Origin of the sequence: Niallia sp. FSL W8-0177 (assembly GCF_038006285.1) — a bacterium.
Lineage (GTDB): Bacteria > Bacillota > Bacilli > Bacillales > Cytobacillaceae > Niallia > Niallia circulans_A.
This window is the reverse complement of the sequence record NZ_JBBOUX010000001.1, coordinates 732,138-751,631: the sequence shown is the minus strand read 5'-3', so window position 1 is coordinate 751,631 and position 19,494 is coordinate 732,138. Positions and strand designations below refer to the sequence as shown.

Sequence of the window (19,494 nt, the reverse complement as noted above, 5' to 3'; positions counted from 1 at the left end):
ATTTTCATATATCTAAATAAGTATATATGGATATACCTCTCTCCCAGCGAGCCAACATAGTAACTCTTATATAAATCCTTATCCAAGTAGAATTTTTACAATAAAAAAGAGAACCAGCAACATACTGATTCTCTCTTCTAAACTATATAAAAATATCATTCTATTTGAAAACTTCTTATATGATTCCTTGTTCTATCATAGCATCTGCAACTTTGATGAAGCCTGCTATATTAGCACCTGCAACTAGATTCCCTTTTTCTGCATACTCCTCTGATGCTTGGATACTTTTACTAAAAATATCTTTCATAATCGCTTGTAGCTTCTTGTCTACCTCTTCTTGCGTCCAAGCTATTCGCGCACTATTTTGTGCCATTTCTAAAGCGGAGACTGCCACCCCGCCTGCATTTGCTGCTTTGGCAGGTGCAAATAATACTTTATGCTCGATAAAGGTATCGACTGCTTCAAGAGTAGAAGGCATATTTGCCCCTTCACCTATTGCTTTTACTCCATTGGCGATTAATTTTTCAGCTGATTCTTTATTCAGTTCGTTTTGTGTTGCACATGGCAACGCAATATCACAAGGAATTGTCCAAATACCTGTGTATCCTTCCTGGTAGATAGCATCAGGATGGGTATTCACATATTCATAGATTCTTTTGTTTTCCACTTCTTTTAATTGTTTCACCGTATCAAGGTTTATTCCATTTGGATCATACACATAACCGCCGGAATCACTGCAAGCAACCACTTTAGCTCCTAACTGTATTGCTTTCTCCATCGCATAAATCGATACATTTCCCGAACCAGAAACTACTACCGTATTGTCTTCAAAACCTCGTCCCTGACTTTTCAGCATTTCTTCCACAAAGTACACTAAGCCGTATCCTGTTGCTTCTTTTCTACCTAAGCTTCCACCATATCCGATCCCTTTTCCGGTTAAGACGCCTGCTTCATAAGCACCTTTTAATCGTTTATATTGTCCAAACATATAGCCAATTTCTCTTGCTCCTACTCCGATATCTCCAGCGGGCACATCGATATCCGGACCGATATGCTTACTAAGTTCAGTCATAAAGCTTTGACAAAAACGCATTATTTCGAAATCAGACTTCCCCTTCGGATCAAAATCAGAGCCGCCTTTTCCGCCGCCTATCGGCTGACCTGTTAATGAGTTTTTAAAGATTTGCTCAAATCCAAGAAATTTAATAATACTGGCATTAACAGAAGAATGAAATCTTAGTCCTCCTTTATATGGTCCAATCGCATTATTAAATTGAACACGATAGCCGCGGTTTACTTTTATATTTCCATTATCGTCTACCCAAGGGACTTTAAAGCTAATTAGTCGATCTGGCTCAAGCATTCTTTCTAATACAGCATGTTTAACATATGTTGGATTTTTTTCAAGTACAGGAACTAAAGAATCAAGGACTTCTTTAACTGCCTGCTGGAACTCCTTTTCGTGAGGATTACGTTCTTTTACTTGATTTATTAATTGATTTATGTAATCTTTCACCGTTTGTGTTTGAAATTCTTCTTTTTTATCCAGCACTTTCATCCTTTTTCAGCCCCTATAATAAATTAATGTTAGAATATTCTCTTTTCTAAAAGTTGTTTTTATTTTATAATTTTATAATTAATAGGTACAATACTAATTTCGGATTGAATTCATGCGTTATGCGCATGGATAGAAAAGAGTGCAGACATGGAAATAAGACAAATACAGTATTTTTTGGAAGCTGCCAAAAGGGAACATATTACAGAAGCTGCCGATGCTTTGCATGTGGCCCAATCTTCAGTAAGTAGACAAATTTTCAATTTAGAAGCAGAATTAGGAGTCGAGCTTTTTATCCGTGAAGGTAGAAGCGTAAAATTAACACCCCTTGGAAGAGTTTTTTTTGAGCGGATGAAACAAATATGGAGTATGATGGAAGACGCCAAAAGAGAAGTGGAGGAGTCGCTCGATCCTGAAAAAGGGACAGTTAGAATCGCCTTTCCTATCAGCATGGCTGCTCATACACTGCCATCTATCATCTATTCTTTTCGTACTCGATATCCAGAAGCTAAATTTCATATGAGCAACGCCCTGTATTATGATCTTATCGATGGAGTTATTAATGGAGAATTTAATTTGGCAATGATTGCGCCAATGCCAAACCGAGAAAAGGAGGATAAAATTAACGGTGCTACATTATTTACAGAAAATATTGTTGCCCTTCTTCCTCTTCATCATCCATTGAGCAGTCAAAAAGAATTACAGCTAAAAGATTTAAAAAATGATCCCTTCTGTGTCTTACCAGAAGGATTTGTATTCAGGGACCAAGTGGTTAAAGCATGTCATGATGCAGGATTTTCTCCACAAATTGCATTTGAAGGAAAAGACATTGATGCACTGAAAGGATTAGTATCTGCTGGGTTAGGAGTAGCCTTGATGCCAGAAATGACATTGGTGGATAACACACCACGTTCCACCTGCGTCATCCCCCTTTCAGATATTAATCTGACAAGAACCGTTGGGGTTATTTATCCAAGTCATCGCAAACTACTTCCAACAGAATCACTATTTTACCAGTTTCTCTTAGAGACATATGAAAGATTGAATGAGTTTAAAAAGTAAATAGCAAATCAAGAGTGTCTAGCATATTAGCTGCTGACACTCTTTTTACATTAAACCAGCAATTAGCATCGCAAAATATAAACGGAAGATTCTCCTTATTTATCCAATCTCAACATAAATGACCGTTTAATTTTCCTTATTTTGACTAGAATGTAACGGAATAATAGATAGTATGACAATATTTAATGATAATTACCTAAATTTCGTAATGAAGATTTAGTCCCTAGTGCCATCGATTCAATTTTGATCTTTTTGTTATCGTTTCCACGTACTATAGTAAGCGATGCCATTCAGCGTTTTAATGGACAAAACGCCAAAAATCCCACCTAGCTTTTTTATCATCTGTGTATATTGACTTATTTGTAAAAAAAGATTTAGATTTAAAGATATGGTTTATTAAATACGACTAAATTTTTAAGGCTAGATAATGATATTAATAGAAAGAAAGGAACCTCTTAATATGAAAAGCATTCAAAGCCGTTTATTTTTTATGCTTCTTGCTTTCATTATCCTGCCCTATTTTTTAACGGTTTTAATTATTTATGGATATACGAAGGATAGTGTCGAACAGCATGAACTACAAAACAGCAAAGAACAATTAGATAAATTATCCAAAGAACTAGAACAATATTTTAATGATATGATTGACCTTCCCTATATTTTATATAGAAATCCAGACTTTTTTCGGATTTTTACTAATGGCTATGAAGATTCCATTTATTTTAATCCAATTGCTATGGAAGAAAATATTGAAACTTTTTTCTTGATGCGTTCCGAAATTCGCCAAATTCGTTTCTATTTGGATAAGAATAAAGAATCATTCACTATTTATAATGGGATGATCAGCGCAAGAAAACCGCAAAAAGATTTTATGAAGCAAGACTCCATGCAAAAGCTGTTTCATTCCAATTCACGTTATTTAATAGAGCCTCCACATACGATTGGAAACTATAATAATGCCGCGATTATACCTGAATCAGACAAAACAGAGGTTATGACTATCCATCATAAAATACTGGATCCTCTCTCCAAAGAATTTCTTGGGGTTATTACAATTGATATGGATCTAGATAAGTATGCACAGATTTGCAGTAGTCTATTACAGGAGAAAGGAGATTCCATTTATCTTCTTAATGAACATGATATTGTAATGTATACAAATGTTCATTCCCTAATAGGAAAAACAGCAGATGAGAAATTCCTTCATGCCAGCCAGGATAAAAGCAATGATATTATCTTATCTAAAACATTATCAAAACCACTTCATCAGTGGAAAATCGTAAAGGTGACACCTAGTGATAGATTATTTTATGATGCTAGACAAACCGCTTACACCAACATATTGGTTGGGATAGGGGTGGGGGTACTAGGACTATTAATGATCAGCATCCTTGCCTACTATATATCACGTCCTATTAAAGTGCTCAGCCAAAAGGTGCTTTCTATTAAAGGAGGAAACTTAAATATTCCTTTTACCGACAGCCGAGAAGATGAAATTGGTCATCTAGAAAAGCATATGAAAGAAATGTTGGAGCGTATAAACCTCCATATTGATCGAGAATACAAATTGGAGATTGAGAATAGAAAAAATCAATTACGAGCACTTAAATCTCAAGTGAATCCTCACTTTCTATTTAATGCTCTTCAATCCATTGGAGCAGTTGCGCTGCAAAATAACTCTCCTAAAATCTATCAGCTTGTAACATCCTTATCAAAAATGATGAGATACTCTATCCGAGCAGATCAGTGGGTTCTAGTTCGTGAAGAACTGGATTATATAAAAGCATACTTAACGCTGCAACGGGAACGTTTTGGCAGTAAGCTAAACTACTCTATTCAGATAAGTGAAGCAATCCAAGGGATAAAAATCCCTAGTATGATACTCCAACCCCTTGTAGAGAACTACTTTAAACATTGCTATGAACAAGGCTATTTTGATTCTACCTTAAATATAACAGGCGAAATTAAAGAGGATTTTTTATATCTAATCGTTGAAAATGACTACTCAAGTTTATCAGCGGAAGAACTGGACACTTTAAGGAGTAATATCTATCGTGCTCCTTATGCTGGCGAATTTTCTCACGAGCATATTGGTTTAAAAAATATACATGACCGTCTTCTTCTAAACTACGAATCAAAAGCAGGTTTAGAGATAGATACCAACGAGGGGCATGGCTTTATCGTAAAGCTATATATCCCGATGCAAAATTAAATAGATGGTTCATCATCGCAAACCATTCTTTTCGAGGAGGCTCATTCAATTTGAAAGTTCTTATTATAGACGACGAAATTAATGTACGATATGTTATTCGCTATATTGGTGAATGGAAAAAACACGGAATTACGACCATCTTAGAAGCTAGCAATGGAGAAGAAGCGATAAAAATCATCCAAAAACAAAAACCGGAAATTATCTTTACAGATGTGAAGATGCCGAAAATGGATGGAATAGAAATAATTGAGTGGCTAGATTCCATTTCTTACTCTGGTAAGGTTATTCTGATTACAGGATTTGACGATTATACCTATATGCGAAAAGCAATCCAGTGCAGCAGCTTTGATTATTTATTAAAACCGATTGAAGCTGAATCTTTAAACAATACTCTATCAGAAGCAGTACAATCATGGATAACTGAGAATAAAGATGCAGGTGTTTTAGAAGACGCCAAAAGACTGCGCTTGAATCAATTGGCTACACAAGCCTGTATGGGAGAAGAATTTGACTTAATAGAGCTTGCTTCTAGTCTTCCCGATGCAGTTGAGTATGAACTAACGCTTATTTCTTTTTATCAGATGCACCATTCTGAGCCATATATCCAATTACTTGCCGATCAACTTATCGAAAAAGGAATAGGAAATGCTTTTACCCTTCAACATGATCATAGCCTTTGCTTAGTAATTACCACTAGCCAACAATGGTTGTCTGTTGAAGAATGGATTATTCAGCAATTCGATATCCCTATCCGCATCGTAAATGGAATGTCCCTTCTATCGTTAGGAAAAATCCATGAGTCTTATCAATCGATGCAAAAGGCAGTGGAAGAACAAAATTACCGGACGATTCACCGTTTAAATGATATAGACGATGCCAAGCGAATGCAGGATATTGTTTCATACGTGGATACTTATTATATGGAAGAATTAAGTTTAGAAAAACTTTCTAATCGATTTTTCTTAAGTCGCGAGCATATCTCTAGAAAGTTCAAACAGCAAACAGGGATGCCTTTATCCAAATATATTATGAAGCTTAGAATCGACAGAGCCAAATTCTTGCTTCGGGAAAAAGATGAAAACATTTATGCAATTGCTTTATTACTCGGTTATCAAGATGAAAAGTACTTTTCAAAATTATTTAAAAAAATGGTTGGTTTAACGCCATTTGAGTACAGAAACTGTCAGAAAACGTTGGACGCAAAGTAGATACCACCATCAATAATAATTGAGAGTGAAATAGCAGGAGTGAAATTATGAAAAAGTGGACATTCACATGGCTTATTGCAGGATTGTTGATTGTTGCACTTTCAGCTTGTCAGCCAAAATCAGAAGAAGACTCAAGCGAAAGAAAAACAGCCGATGAACGCATCACACTAACTATCCGAAATCCAAAAGTAGAAATTTCTACCCAATTTGAAGAAATGGTGATGGCATATGAACGCGAACATCCAAATATAGATATTCAGGTTCACACTGTAGGTGGTGCTGCTGATGATCTTGCTGATTTGAAAGCTCAAATTGCAGCGGGGAATGGTCCTGATATTTTTACAAATACAGGGTATGACAATGTGAAGATATGGAGTGATTATTTAGAAGATCTATCTGATCAACCATGGATTTCTCATGCATACAAAGACACCTTGAAACCAGTAACAATGGATGGCAAAGTGTATGGAATGCCCCTTAACATAGAAGGATATGGATTCATATATAACAAAGATTTATTCCATAAAGCAGGAATTCATACGCTTCCTAGAACGTTATCTGAGTTACAGGCAGCAGCACAAACATTAGAAGAAGCCGGTATTACGCCCTTTGCAACTGGATACTATGAAGAGTGGAAGCTTGGTGATCATCTCTTAAATATTGCATTTGCACAACAAGATGATCCTGAAGCATTTATTGCCCAACTAAACAAGGGAACCACAAAAATTACGAACAATCAAAAATTCTTAGATATTATTTCTTTACTTGATACTACCATCAAATATGGAAACCAAAATCCCCTAACAACGGACTATAATACAGAAGTTGACCTCTTCGCTTCGGGAAAAGCTGCGATGATCCAACAAGGCAATTGGATTCAGCCAATGATTGATCAGCAATCACCGAACATGAACATTGGATTCCTGCCAATCCCTATTAACGAGGAACCAGCTGACGCAATCGTTGTTAACGTTTCTAATTATTGGGTAGTTAACAAGCAATCATCTGCTGAAAGGAAAAAAGCAGCCAAAAATTTTCTAAACTGGATGGTATTTTCAGAGCAAGGAAAGTCCTTTATGACTGAACAATTTAAATTCATTCCAGCTTTTGACCATATAGAGGCACACCATTTAGGACCGCTTGCAATGGAAATTATGAACTACTATCAAACAGGAAAAACCCTTAGAGCCAATTGGTTTTCCTTTCCTGGTAGTGCACGAGAAGAATTTGGATTAGCTATGCAATTATACGTAGGTAAACAGCTAAATCGAGATCAATTGCTACAAGAATTTCAAAAGTCATGGGAAAAGGCTACCGCTTCGTCTTCGCACTAATTCCTGCCTTCTAATCGCTTCCTTTTGCAGGGAGCGATTTTTTGTGTTTTTGCAGACATTCATTCTCTCTATCTGAAATAAGGAAGAAGGTCCCGTTCTTCTATTACATCCTCTAGTATATTCGATTTATCTTATATCAATATAAGACTAGATTTCTATCAATCTATGCCATATGCGCAGAAAGTAGATTAACCTATAATTTTATTAGAAACACGGTGTATTTGCTGCTTTGTTTTTATAAATCAGCAGCTTTGCCCTGTCCTTATCTTTTGTTTCATCTAACACATTCTAGGAGGTAAACCATGAAATTGAACAAGCTTGCTAAACAAGCAACAGTCGTATCATTGAGTGCAGCTATTTTATTGGGAGGTAGTGGATCACTAGCTTTTGCAAAACAAAAAGAAAAGTTAGACCACAAAGAATCTTATGGTATTTCACATATCACTCGATTCGATATGGAAAAAATGACGGAACAACAAAACGATTCTAAATTTAAAGTGCCAGCTTTTGATGAATCAACGATCAAAAACATCCCTTCAGCAAAGGGCTATGATGAAAAAGGTAATTTGATTGATTTAGATGTCTGGGATACATGGCCATTACAAAATGCAGATGGAACAGTTGCAGAATATAATGGCTATCAAATAGTATTTGGATTAGCTGGAGATCCTGATAGAGGATGGGACACATTTATTTACATGTTCTATAAAAAAATTGGTGATAATTCCATTGATGCATGGAAAAATGCAGGAAGAGTATTTAAAGACAGCGATAAATACGCTACCAATGATGTTATTTTAAACAATCAAGCAGAAGAATGGTCTGGTTCAGCCACTTTCACTTCTGATGGCAAAATTCGCTTGTTCTATACAAATCGTCAAGGCTGGGATCCTGATCATGGATTTTTTGGAAAACAAACATTAACTACTGCCCAAGTTAATGTATCTAAACTAGATGCAAATACATTAAAAATTGATGGGGTGGAAGATCATAAATCCATCTATGATGGTGGAGATGGATCTGTATATCAAACAGTTGATCAAGCTTTTTCAGGCGGAAATTATGCAGATAACCATACATTAAGAGATCCTCACTACGTTGAAGACAATGGACATAAATATCTTGTATTTGAAGCTAATACAGGAACAGATTATGGCTATCAAGGAGAAGAATCATTATTTAATAAAATCTATTATGGGGGCAACACTAAATTTTTCAGAACAGAAAAAGAGCAGTTATTACAAAGCCCGAAAAAGAATTTAGCAACACTAGCAAATGGCGCATTAGGAATTATTGAGATTAATGATGACTATACACTAAAAAAAGAAATGAAGCCGTTAATTGCTTCCAACACTGTTACAGATGAAATTGAACGTGCGAATATCTTTGAAAAAGACGGAAAATGGTATCTATTTACAAGTTCTAGAGGATCAAAAATGACTATTGATGGGATTAACGACAAAGATATTTACCTATTAGGATATGTAGCTAATTCTATTACTGGACCATACAAACCTTTAAACAAAACAGGTATTGTCTTACATCAAAATCTAGATCCAAATGATGTTACATGGAACTACGCTCATTTTGCGATTCCACAAAAGAACAGTGACAATGTAGTTGTTACAAGCTATATGACAAATAGAGGATTATTTGAAGATCATCAATCCACTTTTGCTCCAAGCTTTTTATTAAAAATTAAAGGCAATAAAACTTCTGTAGTAAAAAACAGCATTTTAGAACAAGGTCAAATCACTATAAAATAAATAAAAAAACGAGGTTGGGATAAAAGTATTTCAATTTAATATAACCCGAACAATTATACATTCATACTAAAAAGGATTGGTATAATTGTTTGGGATTTTTATTTATTGAAGAAAAAAGGTGTGTGGTAATCACCCGCAGACTGAATACACTTCGCTTTTCATGGGGCGAGCGCCAAGCCTCCTCGTTCCTGCGGGGTCTTGGACTTCTCGCAGCTCCCATAGGAGTCTCCGTGTATTCAGTCTGCTCCATTTAGTTTCTTTTTGAAAAAAATGTTGGAACGAAATACTCTTTAAAAACGGAGTGAAATGGAGTGTCTGTAACGCAATGGAACGAATTGGATTCACCACTAAATTAGAGATTGTTCGTCTTTATCCATTATTTATTTTGCTTTGTCCCACCCTCTTTTACCAATAGCAAAAAATACAGGATAAGCGCGGTGATATTACTTGAAGAAACCAGCAAAGCACACACAGAAAGTCCTATTTCTCTTATGCCTTATTATACTTGTCGGCATCCTCTTATTTTGGCATCAAATCACTAAGGTTTTTACTGAAACAGTAGACCAGCAAGAAAAGACCGTTGTTTCTGATGGTCAATCCTATCGTGCCAAATACCATTTTACTACTCCGGACAAGTGGAAAAACGACCCGCAAAAACCAATCTATTTAGATGGTTACTATCATTATTATTATCTTTACAATGGTGATTATCCTGATGGTAATGGTACAGAATGGAGACATGCTATATCAAAAGATTTAGTGCACTGGAAGGATAAAGGAATTGCCATTCCAAAATACACGAATCAAAATGGAGACCCTTGGTCAGGTTCTGTCGTTGTTGATAAGGAAAATACTGCCGGATTTGGATATGGAGCACTTATCGCAATCGTCACTCAGCCGTCAGCTAATCAGCAAAAACAAGAACAGTTCTTGTGGTATAGCCTCGATAATGGAAATACATTCACTTCATCTAGCGATACACCTATTATGGAAAACCCCGGAACCGATGATTTTCGTGATCCCAAAATCATTTGGTCAAAAGAGTATCGTAAATGGATAATGTTAATGGCAGAAGGAACAAAGGTTGGTTTTTATGAATCCTCTAATCTGAAAGATTGGACATATCTCAGCGATTTCTTCACAAACGATATAGGAATTGTGGAATGTCCGGACCTTTACTATATGCAGACAAATGATGGGAGCTTCAAATGGGTGCTTGGTGCGAGCGCAAATGGAAAAACAAAGAATCAGCCTAATACTTATGCTTATTGGATTGGTCATTTTGATGGAAAGCATTTTACAGCTGATCATCCAGAACCCCAATGGCTTGATTATGGTTTAGATTGGTATGCTGGAGTGACATTTGAGGATGGAAGCAATAGTGATGATTACAAAAAAAGATATGCTTTTGCATGGATGAATAATTGGAATTATGCCGACAATACCCCTACATTACAAGAAGGCTTTAATGGAATGGATTCTGTTGTGCGACAAATTCAATTAAAAAATAATGGGGAAAATTCCTATTATTTAGCTTCCCAACCAATCGAAGCATACAACAACCTAGCCAAGACGAACGATTATCTAAAGGAAATAGAAGTAAATGGCCAAAAGCAACTAGAGATGACAGGAGAAATTTATCAACTAGAGACAGACATCTCATGGACAGAGTTAGATAATGTCGGTTTAAGACTTAGAGAATCTTCTGATCAAACGCGATATGTGAATGTAGGAATATTTATAAAAGATAACTACTCGTATGTAGATCGTTCTTTTACCGAACATCCAGATCAGCAGAATTCACATTCAGAAAGTACAGCACCCTTTCCTGCTGAACAAAAACAAGTACATTTAAAGATTCTTGTTGATAAAAGTAGTATCGAGGTTTTTGTAGATGATGGGAAGGTTGTGCAATCGAATTTAATATTTCCTCACGCAGTTGATCAAGGCATCACGTTGTATTCAGATGGCGGGACAGCAATCTTTAAGAATATGACGATTACACACTTAGATTAATGGAATTGCCACTCTTTCCAAAGCCAGAAAACCGAATATCCTTTTTCACTAATTGTCAGCTTGCCTTTTACCATATCTACTGTAGAGTCTACCCTATTTAGTGATGGCATTTTTTCTTAAGTACCCTCTATTTAGAAACAATATGTAAAAGCACTTTTCCTTATTTGGGAGAAGTGCTTTTACATACTGTATAATGCTTTCATTCTCTTTTATTTTATTACCCTTATTTTTACTTCCTTTGTAAGTTCCGTTTCAGGATGCTTAACCTGTATGTTTGTTACGCCTGGTTTTAATGCTTTAACGAAAATACCTTTTCCTTCGTCAGTAGACTCCGTTATATCGATTATGTCTTGTTCAGCGATGTCCCAACTAAAAGGAGAACTGCTCTTAATCCAATCTGGCTTTAAAATCGCTTTAATAGTTTGGATTTCTCCTTCTTTAAGAGTTAAATATTCCGAACTTACTACTATACGTTCGACTTCCTCTTCCTTTGGGCGCTCTCTCCATGTTGAATATAAAGGATAAAATTCTAGTGAAGCAACCTTCATGCTTCCACCTTTTGTATATAGCTCTATCCCGTTGCTCGTAGGCTGGGAATAGATTAAATTCGTAAAGACATATTCCCCATCGTTTATAAACACCTCAACAGAAGATTCATCAACAAATCCTCTAATCTTTATTCGCTTCTCCTCAATAGGGTAAGTAGTTGTATGGTTATTCCCAAATTGAAATGGATTCCCATTTCGATCCAATATCGTTTCTAACCCAGCACGAGATCTATCTAAGAATAGTTTATTCTCTTTTGTATTTACACCTATAACCGTATTTTCGTCCTCTGATTGTCGAACGCGAATACCGAATTCCTCTACGTTTTCCCATTCCAGCACAGCTTCAAATTCATAAGTAGTACCCGAAAAGTCAGCAATTGCCTGCTCCCCATTTACCTCCATAGGATCAATAGCAATATGATTGACACGTAAACTTTCTAACTCTCTAACCGGTTCTTGAAATAATTTAATATTTCCATCCTTAACGGTTTTCAAATATAGTTCACGTGGAATTGACATAGATCCCTTCCATGGTTCTGTCGGCGATTGATAAGGATATCTCCAATTCGCCATCCAGCCTAACCATATTCGGCGCCCATCTTTTTCCGGGATATCAGAAAAGGATTGAGCCGCATAAAAGTCTTGCCCAAAATCTGTTGTTAAAATAGTTTCTGGGGCATTATCATTAATAAATTTTGTTCCGTCAAACTCTCCAATAAAATATTGAGCAGTTGATCCATTTGTTTCTTCATTATCTCCAACGCTAACTTGCAATACCCATTTCTTCTTATTCTCATCACCATCTACAGGCAATTCAAATAAATCAGGACATTCCCATACAGCTGCATGAGATCCCTCCTTATCCCCAAATTGACTCTGAAACTCCCAGTCAATCAAATTATCAGAACGATAAAACGTCACACTTTGATTTGTCGAAACAACCATTACCCATTTTTTAGTGCTCTCATGCCAAAATACTTTTGGATCACGAAAATCCTTTATTCCTGGGTTTGGGATAACCGGGTTTCCTTTATATCTTTCCCATGTTCTCCCATTATCTTTACTATAAGCAATGCTTTGGGATTCTCCTCCCTCTGTATTTGTATAGATGGCAACTAACCCGGCTTTCCCTTCAAAAAATCCTGTGGAATCATTCCAATCCACCACAGCACTTCCAGATAATGCTTGCCCTAATTGGTCATGTTCTAATGCAATCGGCAAATGTTCCCAATGTAATAAATCCTTGCTCACCGCGTGTGCCCAATTACCATTTTTTTGATGAAACAGATGATACTCTCCCGCAAAATAGATGAGTCCATTAGGGTCAGCTAAGTTTCCAGAAGGGGTTGAAAAATGATATTGGGGTCGATACAATTCTGTATAATAATCGGAAGTGGCAGCTTCCATGTTATCCGGTCTCAAGCCATCCAAATTTTTCTCTTCCTTTCCCATTTGGTTGATACTACAGCCCGTTAATAGCCATGTAACAGACAAAACAGCCGTTAATATTCTTTTTCTCAATTTGAAATCCCCCCCTCCTCCTTTTTAACGTCATTTTTTTTCCTTTTTATTGACCACTATAAAGTCTTCGATTTGGTGAAGAGTAGGCATGGCTGGAATTCCACCTTTATTTGTTGCCACATATGCTCCCATCGCATTTCCGAAATTCAATATTTGCTTTAATATATCTTCGCTTATTTTAAAATTCAATAGATCCCTCTTTAATAATTCATATAGAACGCCAGCAAGAAATGCATCTCCGCATCCAGTTGTATCAATAGCTTTTACAGCTGCTCCTGGGACAAATACTAAGCCATCCTCTCCATATGCATAGCTTCCCTTATCTCCCACTGTTACAAAAAGCAGCCGTAAATGAAACTCTTTATATAACTGCTTTGCTCCTGAAAAAATATCTGTTGTATCCGTTAAAAATGCTAATTCTTCTTCCGAAACTTTGACTATATCTGCAAAATGCAAGACTACTTCGATTTGTTCTTTTGCCTCCTCTAAGCTTTGCCATAGTAATGGACGAAGATTTGGATCAAATGAAATAATCTTTTGCTGTTCTTTTGCATAATTTAATGCTAATAAAGTTGCTTCTCTTGCTGGCTCATTTGTCATGGATATTGATCCTACATGTAATATTTTTGCATCTGCTATTAATGATAAATCCACATCATCTTTAGATAACATCATGTCTGCACCAGGCTGTCTATAAAAATCAAATGAACGATCCCCCTGATGATCAATATGCACAAATGCTAGTGTCGTTTTTATTGGGGAATAAACAATTCCATTTGTTTGCACTCCTTTATTCTGTAAAGTGGAAACGAGTAATTCCCCAAAATGATCCTTCCCTATACACCCAATAAATTCTGTTCTCAGCCCCAAACAGGATAAAGCCACTAGAACATTCCCCGGAGCCCCACCTGGATTGGCAACAAACATAGGAAACCCTTGTTCATTTTCACCTTGGGGAGTAAAATCAATTAAAATTTCTCCTAACGCTGTTACATCGCTCATATCTCTACACCACTTTTCTAACTTTTTTCCATTGAATTTCGTATAAAATAGCCAGAGGATAGATTCATTCAATCCCCTGGCTTTCGGTTATATATCAATTTTTAGAAGGAACAGATACCTTTCCATATACTAGATTCACTTCCCCATCTTTTGCAAACAAACATACCCGTTTGCTTACTTTATCAGGGAAAATTAAACTTGTTAATGCTTGCTCTCCGCCATTGATAAATAGTTCTAAGGAGGCAGAATCTACAATTATTCGTAGATCAAGTGATTGAGAATCCTCCAGATAAACTCGCTGCAATTTAGGGAAGTTATCAGAAAAATCAACTATCCCAGATTTTTCACGAGACAGACTCAGTACATTTTCGTTAACGTCAATAGTAATGGTTGTATGCTGTAAATCTGTATGTTCTATCTTTAATCCATACTTATTTGCATTTATATTCTTTAAGGATAGGATTATCTCTGTGTATTCATCATCCACTTCAAAAACAGTGCTTTCTTTGGCTGTAATGATTGTGTCTGTTCTTTCTTCTTTTCTTTCAAAATAGGTATCTAATTCTCTCACTAAATGCTGGACGAGATAATACTCTCCCTTCTCCTCTCGCAATTCTAGCACTCTAGGGAGAGTCATCTGACTTCTCCATCCTTCTGTGGGAACTTGATTAGCGTAACGCCAATTACTCATCCAGCCTAGATAAATTCGTCTTCCATCTGCTTCAGGGATATCAGAAAAGCTCACTCCAGCATAGTTGTCCTTCCCATAGTCCAGCCATTTTATTTCTTCATGTTCTGGCATAAATTCCTTTCCATCAAATGAACCAACAAAATACTGCGTGCGCGACCCTTCATCATATTGAGGATTATCGCCAATACTGACAATAAGCACCCATTTTTTATCATTTGAATTGTCTATTGGTAACTCAAATAAGTCTGGACATTCCCATACCCCTTCGTGACAACCACAATTCTCTCCAAATTCACTTTCAAACTTCCAATCTTTTAAATTTGGAGCGGAATAGAAAGAGATGGTTTGCCCTGTAGCTAAAGCCATCATCCACTTTTGGGACTCTTTATGCCAAAAAACTTTAGGGTCTCTAAAATCGGGTTTAGAAGGGGGAGCAAGTACAGGATTCCCGTCATATTTGATCCACGATCTGCCCTTATCTAAGCTATATGCCAAACTCTGTGTCTGAACAGCCTCCTTGCCATGAACTGGCTCCAAGTGATGGGTAAAAATAGCCACTAACCCTGGTTCATCGTTAAAAAAGCCTGTTGTATTATTCCAATCCACAACTATGCTGCCTGAAAAAATGGTTCCATTCTCATCAGGATGTAAAGCTATCTCTAATTCCTCCCATACGATTAAATCTTTGCTGACTGCATGCCCCCAATGCATTGGCCCCCATGTGCTGCCATGTGGATTATGCTGATAAAACAAATGATATTCTCCTTTGAAAAACACTAACCCATTCGGATCATTCATCCAATTTTTTTTAGGGGAAAAATGCAATGCTGGTCTGTATTTTTCGAGTTTAGTAATCTTCAATGTCATGCCTCCAATTAATTTACTGTTCTGTCATAGCCATCCTGCTTAATTTGCAACCAAGTGCTTAGACCTAGTCTCTCTAATTCTTTCAAGTAATCTTCCCATTCTTCTTCAATTTTTCCATTACTCATCCATTCAGCTCTTTTTCTATTCACATAAGCAAATAGATCTGTTTCAATTTTTGCCTTTTCATCTGCCTCTTCTAGTGAGAAAAACACTGGTGGATAAAAGTTCTCTGCTTTAATATGAGGAACCATATTCTTTTCTAAAATATTTAATCGCCAAGCAGCATCTTCTGGTTTTGTTGTGTACACGCCATAATACTCATCTAGTATAGCCAATGGTCCTGCGATATTTGTTTTTTCTCTTATTTCAACTGGTGCTGCGCCTTCTAGCGGAAGATGCTTTAACATACCAGCTTTCTCATCAAATTCAAAAATATTTTGCTGTTTCGTATCCCCATATGTTCCCCAGTTATCTTGAACAGATTGCAGTGGTTCATACAGTTGATCAATCCATTTTGCGGTTAACTCTAAATTCTTATTCGCACTTGTGATAACCATTCTTCCTCTATCAAGACCAAATCCATTTGTTTGCGCCACATTTTTTTCACCACTTGGTCCTTCTAATGGAGGCATTACATCATAGGTATCATTCATGCCACTAATATTTCCTTTATCCCATGTAAAGTAAAGACCATATTTTGAATCTTTTCCTTTCGCTACATATTTATTCCAATCTTGTTCATATGCTTCTACATCAATTAAACCTAAATCATTTAGTTCATTAAAGAATTTTAACGCTTCTTTATACCCTTCTTCTGCTGCAGTAAAAATAACTTTTCCTTCATTGGAAACAACCGTATGATCCCAGTTATCTCCTAAACCAAAGGAAGCAAATAAGAAAGCTGGGTCCTCTCCTCCTTGATTCACAATAAAAGATAATGGTATTTCATCTGCTTCTCCATTACCATTTGGATCTTGTGTTTTAAACGCAAGAAGTACCTCTTTCAGTTCTTCAGTTGTTGTTGGCATTTCCAGCCCTAAATTATTGAGCCATTCTACATTTATCCAAGGAAGGCAATCAACTACTTGAATGCGGCTCTTTCCACTGCCAAGCTCTTCAATCCAAGGAAAACTGTATATATGTCCATCTGGCGCTGTAATCATCGATTTATATTCTGGAGCTTCTTCCAGCACCTTTTTAAAATTAGGCATATACTGATCAATTAAATCTTCAACTGGTATGATGGTTCCATCCTTTGCATATTTCAATAAATCATAATCACTGAAAGCAGCATCTAAAATGGCATCTGGCAGCTCCCCACTTGCCAACGCTAAATTCCGCTTCTCCACAAATTGGTCTTTCGTATAGTTTTTCCAATCAATATGAACACCTGTCTGCTCCTCTAATCTTTGATAGATTAGCTTTTCATTCGGGTCGGTTGGTGCCAAAGCTGAGCTTTGTGTCATAAAACGAAGTGTTGCTTTCTCTTTCAAAGGAAATGTAACATCAGTTAATTTTAAATCTTCTGTTGAAGCACTTTTACTTGTCTTTTCACCACTGCAACCTGTTAGAACAAGACCGGCAACAATAAAAGTGGAAAGAAGCTTATTGATTTTCCCCATAAATGAACCCTCCATATGCTTTTATTTAAATTATTTTAAAGATCCTACCATAACACCTTTTTCAAAGTATTTTTGGAAGAATGGATACATAATTAGAAGTGGTAAACTTGAAATAACAATAGATGCATATTTTATTTTTTCCGCTAATTTACTCAACTCAGCCATTGCTAATTGATCATTAATCATTCCAGGCTGAACTTGATTTTGAATCAGAATGGAACGTAACACTAACTGCAATGGATGTAATTCTTGGTCCTCTAAATAAATCATTGCATCAAAGTAGGAATTCCATTGCCCAACAAAGGCATATAAAGCGATTACAAAAATAATTGGTTTAGACAAAGGCAATACTATTTTTAGAAATATTTTTAATTCAGAAGCACCATCAATTTTTGCTGCCTCAAACAGCTCTTTTGGAAGCCCTTTAAAAAAGGTTCGTGCTAGGATAATATTCCAGACACTAATTGCTCCAGGCAAAATAATCGACCAAATGGTATTAAGCATTCCTAAATCCTTTACTATTAAATAGGTAGGAATCAACCCGCCATTAAAGAACATCGTAATAAGAAAGAAAACCATGATTATATTCTTTCCTTTAAATCCATCAAGAGAAAGTGGATATGCAGCAAATATCGTAATAACAATTGTGACAATTGTAAAACCTAATGAATAGATGACTGAATTGATAAATCCTTTTATCATTAATTCATCTTGTAAAATCCGTTTATAGCCTTCCAAACTCCAATTAGATGGATTTAAGGAAAATCCTTTACTAAGCAGTACATTGGGGTCTAAAAAAGAAGCCAATAAAATATAAAGTAATGGTAATAACACGATTAAAACAAGTAGTATTAAAATTATTTTGTTACTAAAAAGAAGCATTTTATCTGTTTTGGAATGGTTCTTCAATGATTATCCCCCCTTTATTAATATAACCCTTCGCCTTCATTTAACTTCTTCACTACAAAATTCACGAATACCAATAAAACTACGTTAATAACAGAATTAAACAAACCTACTGCTGTTGAATAGGCATAATCCCCGGCCTGCAGTCCTACTTTATATACATAAGTCGGCAGAATCTCTGAAGTTGGCAGATTCATAGAGGTTTGCATTAAGTAAGCCTTTTCAAATCCAATCGCCATAATCCCACCTGCTCCTAGAATAAACAACACTGCCATGATTGGTTTTAGAGTAGGAAGATCAATATGTCTTATCCTCTGCAATAGTGTTGCTCCATCGATTGTTGCCGCATCATGTAATTGAGGATCAACATTCGCAAGTGCTGCTACATAAATAATCGATGACCAGCCTGCCGCTTGCCATATTCCTGATAAAATATAAATGGATCTAAAATATTCAGGCTCTGTCATAAAGGAAACTGGTTTATCGTTAAATACCGATAATAGTGAATTTATTGGACCTGTAGGTGACATAAAGATAAATAACATTCCTGTAATGACAACAACTGATATAAAATTTGGTGCATACAATATTAATTGGATATTTTTTTTGATAGCAGCTCGCCGTACTTGGTTTAGACTAAGTGCTAAGATAATGGGTACTGGAAAACCCAATATTAAACCATAGAAACTTAATTTAAGCGTATTCATAAAAATCTCTTTAAAATTGGGAGAAGTTAAAAAATCTTTAAAGTGTGTTAAACCTACCCAATCACTGCCGATAATTCCCTTCATTGGACTAAAATCCTTAAAAGCGATGATTGCCCCATACATTGGGATATATTTAAATACAATTGTTAAAATGATGGCTGGTACTAAAAATAAATACAAAGCATAATTCTTTTTGAAATATTGAATAAAATTTTCTTTTTTGTGCTCAGGTAAAAATTCACCTTTTACTTTATGGGAAGTCTTCTTATTAGTTGTTTTCGTTTCAGGTACTGAAACTGACATTTTATTTCGCCACCTTCTTTAGAAAAAAGTTGAATGATTTTAGTGTCAACCGCTTGACATATTTCTAAATCTCCTTTCTCCAATTATGTATATCAACCGCTTTCATATTTTTTCATGTCAACCGCTTGATATATTTGATTTTAAACGCTTTCACTCGATGTGTCAACCGCTTGA

General features: G+C 36.0%; 13 protein-coding genes. 6 read left to right on the top strand and 7 right to left on the bottom strand.

What is annotated here, in order from left to right; translation table 11 throughout:
* Positions 1-175 precede the first annotated feature (175 nt).
* Complete coding sequence (gene gdhA / locus NST77_RS03600; RefSeq protein ID WP_095332235.1) at positions 176-1,558, bottom strand: NADP-specific glutamate dehydrogenase; 1,383 nt, start codon at positions 1,556-1,558, stop codon at positions 176-178.
* Between the two features lie 147 nt (positions 1,559-1,705).
* On the opposite strand from gdhA, the gene NST77_RS03595 reads away from it, so the two are divergent.
* From NST77_RS03595 to NST77_RS03570, 6 genes are all read left to right on the top strand, one after another.
* The gene (locus NST77_RS03595) at positions 1,706-2,617 is read left to right on the top strand and encodes a LysR substrate-binding domain-containing protein (RefSeq protein ID WP_095332233.1); all 912 of its coding nucleotides are present in this window, start codon (positions 1,706-1,708) and stop codon (positions 2,615-2,617) included.
* 460 nt (positions 2,618-3,077) lie between these two features.
* Positions 3,078-4,829 carry a cache domain-containing sensor histidine kinase gene (locus tag NST77_RS03590; RefSeq protein ID WP_095332231.1) on the top strand — a complete coding sequence of 584 codons (1,752 nt, stop codon included), beginning with the start codon at positions 3,078-3,080 and terminating at the stop codon, positions 4,827-4,829.
* 50 nt (positions 4,830-4,879) lie between these two features.
* A complete protein-coding gene (locus NST77_RS03585) occupies positions 4,880-6,037 on the top strand; it encodes a response regulator (protein WP_095332229.1) in 1,158 nt (385 codons plus the stop codon).
* Positions 6,038-6,084: 47 nt separating this feature from the next.
* Positions 6,085-7,371, top strand: a complete 1,287-nt coding sequence (locus NST77_RS03580) for an ABC transporter substrate-binding protein (RefSeq protein WP_095332227.1) — start codon at positions 6,085-6,087, stop codon at positions 7,369-7,371.
* 302 nt (positions 7,372-7,673) lie between these two features.
* On the top strand, positions 7,674-9,137 hold the full coding sequence (locus NST77_RS03575; RefSeq protein WP_095332225.1) for a glycoside hydrolase family 68 protein: 1,464 nt from the start codon (positions 7,674-7,676) through the stop codon (positions 9,135-9,137).
* A gap of 447 nt (positions 9,138-9,584) precedes the next feature.
* The gene (locus NST77_RS03570; protein WP_217279858.1) at positions 9,585-11,153 is read left to right on the top strand and encodes a glycoside hydrolase family 32 protein; all 1,569 of its coding nucleotides are present in this window, start codon (positions 9,585-9,587) and stop codon (positions 11,151-11,153) included.
* A 209-nt stretch (positions 11,154-11,362) separates the two neighbouring features.
* Here NST77_RS03570 and NST77_RS03565 read toward each other — a convergent pair whose 3' ends face one another.
* From NST77_RS03565 to NST77_RS03540, 6 genes are read right to left on the bottom strand one after another with little or no spacing between them, the layout of a single operon-like run.
* Entirely contained in the window at positions 11,363-13,222 is a 1,860-nt protein-coding gene (locus tag NST77_RS03565) for a glycoside hydrolase family 32 protein (protein WP_095332217.1), read from the bottom strand.
* A 30-nt stretch (positions 13,223-13,252) separates the two neighbouring features.
* The gene (locus tag NST77_RS03560; protein ID WP_341122738.1) at positions 13,253-14,296 is read right to left on the bottom strand and encodes a carbohydrate kinase family protein; all 1,044 of its coding nucleotides are present in this window, start codon (positions 14,294-14,296) and stop codon (positions 13,253-13,255) included.
* Positions 14,297-14,318: 22 nt separating this feature from the next.
* Entirely contained in the window at positions 14,319-15,776 is a 1,458-nt protein-coding gene (locus tag NST77_RS03555; protein ID WP_341122737.1) for a glycoside hydrolase family 32 protein, read from the bottom strand.
* 14 nt (positions 15,777-15,790) lie between these two features.
* On the bottom strand, positions 15,791-17,404 hold the full coding sequence (locus tag NST77_RS03550; RefSeq protein ID WP_095332213.1) for an ABC transporter substrate-binding protein: 1,614 nt from the start codon (positions 17,402-17,404) through the stop codon (positions 15,791-15,793).
* 30 nt (positions 17,405-17,434) lie between these two features.
* Positions 17,435-18,286 carry a carbohydrate ABC transporter permease gene (locus NST77_RS03545; RefSeq protein ID WP_095332219.1) on the bottom strand — a complete coding sequence of 284 codons (852 nt, stop codon included), beginning with the start codon at positions 18,284-18,286 and terminating at the stop codon, positions 17,435-17,437.
* A gap of 44 nt (positions 18,287-18,330) precedes the next feature.
* The gene (locus NST77_RS03540; protein WP_095332211.1) at positions 18,331-19,320 is read right to left on the bottom strand and encodes an ABC transporter permease; all 990 of its coding nucleotides are present in this window, start codon (positions 19,318-19,320) and stop codon (positions 18,331-18,333) included.
* Positions 19,321-19,494 lie beyond the last annotated feature (174 nt).

Excerpts from the sequence above, each read along its gene's own strand:
- gdhA (WP_095332235.1), bottom strand. The coding sequence starts at position 1,558 with ATGAAAGTGCTGGATAAAAAAGAAGAATTTCAAACACAAACGGTGAAA.
- NST77_RS03595 (WP_095332233.1), top strand. The coding sequence starts at position 1,706 with ATGGAAATAAGACAAATACAGTATTTTTTGGAAGCTGCCAAAAGGGAA.
- NST77_RS03590 (WP_095332231.1), top strand. The coding sequence starts at position 3,078 with ATGAAAAGCATTCAAAGCCGTTTATTTTTTATGCTTCTTGCTTTCATT.
- NST77_RS03580 (WP_095332227.1), top strand. The coding sequence starts at position 6,085 with ATGAAAAAGTGGACATTCACATGGCTTATTGCAGGATTGTTGATTGTT.
- NST77_RS03575 (WP_095332225.1), top strand. The coding sequence starts at position 7,674 with ATGAAATTGAACAAGCTTGCTAAACAAGCAACAGTCGTATCATTGAGT.
- NST77_RS03550 (WP_095332213.1), bottom strand. The coding sequence starts at position 17,404 with ATGGGGAAAATCAATAAGCTTCTTTCCACTTTTATTGTTGCCGGTCTT.
- NST77_RS03545 (WP_095332219.1), bottom strand. The coding sequence starts at position 18,286 with ATGCTTCTTTTTAGTAACAAAATAATTTTAATACTACTTGTTTTAATC.
- NST77_RS03540 (WP_095332211.1), bottom strand. The coding sequence starts at position 19,320 with ATGTCAGTTTCAGTACCTGAAACGAAAACAACTAATAAGAAGACTTCC.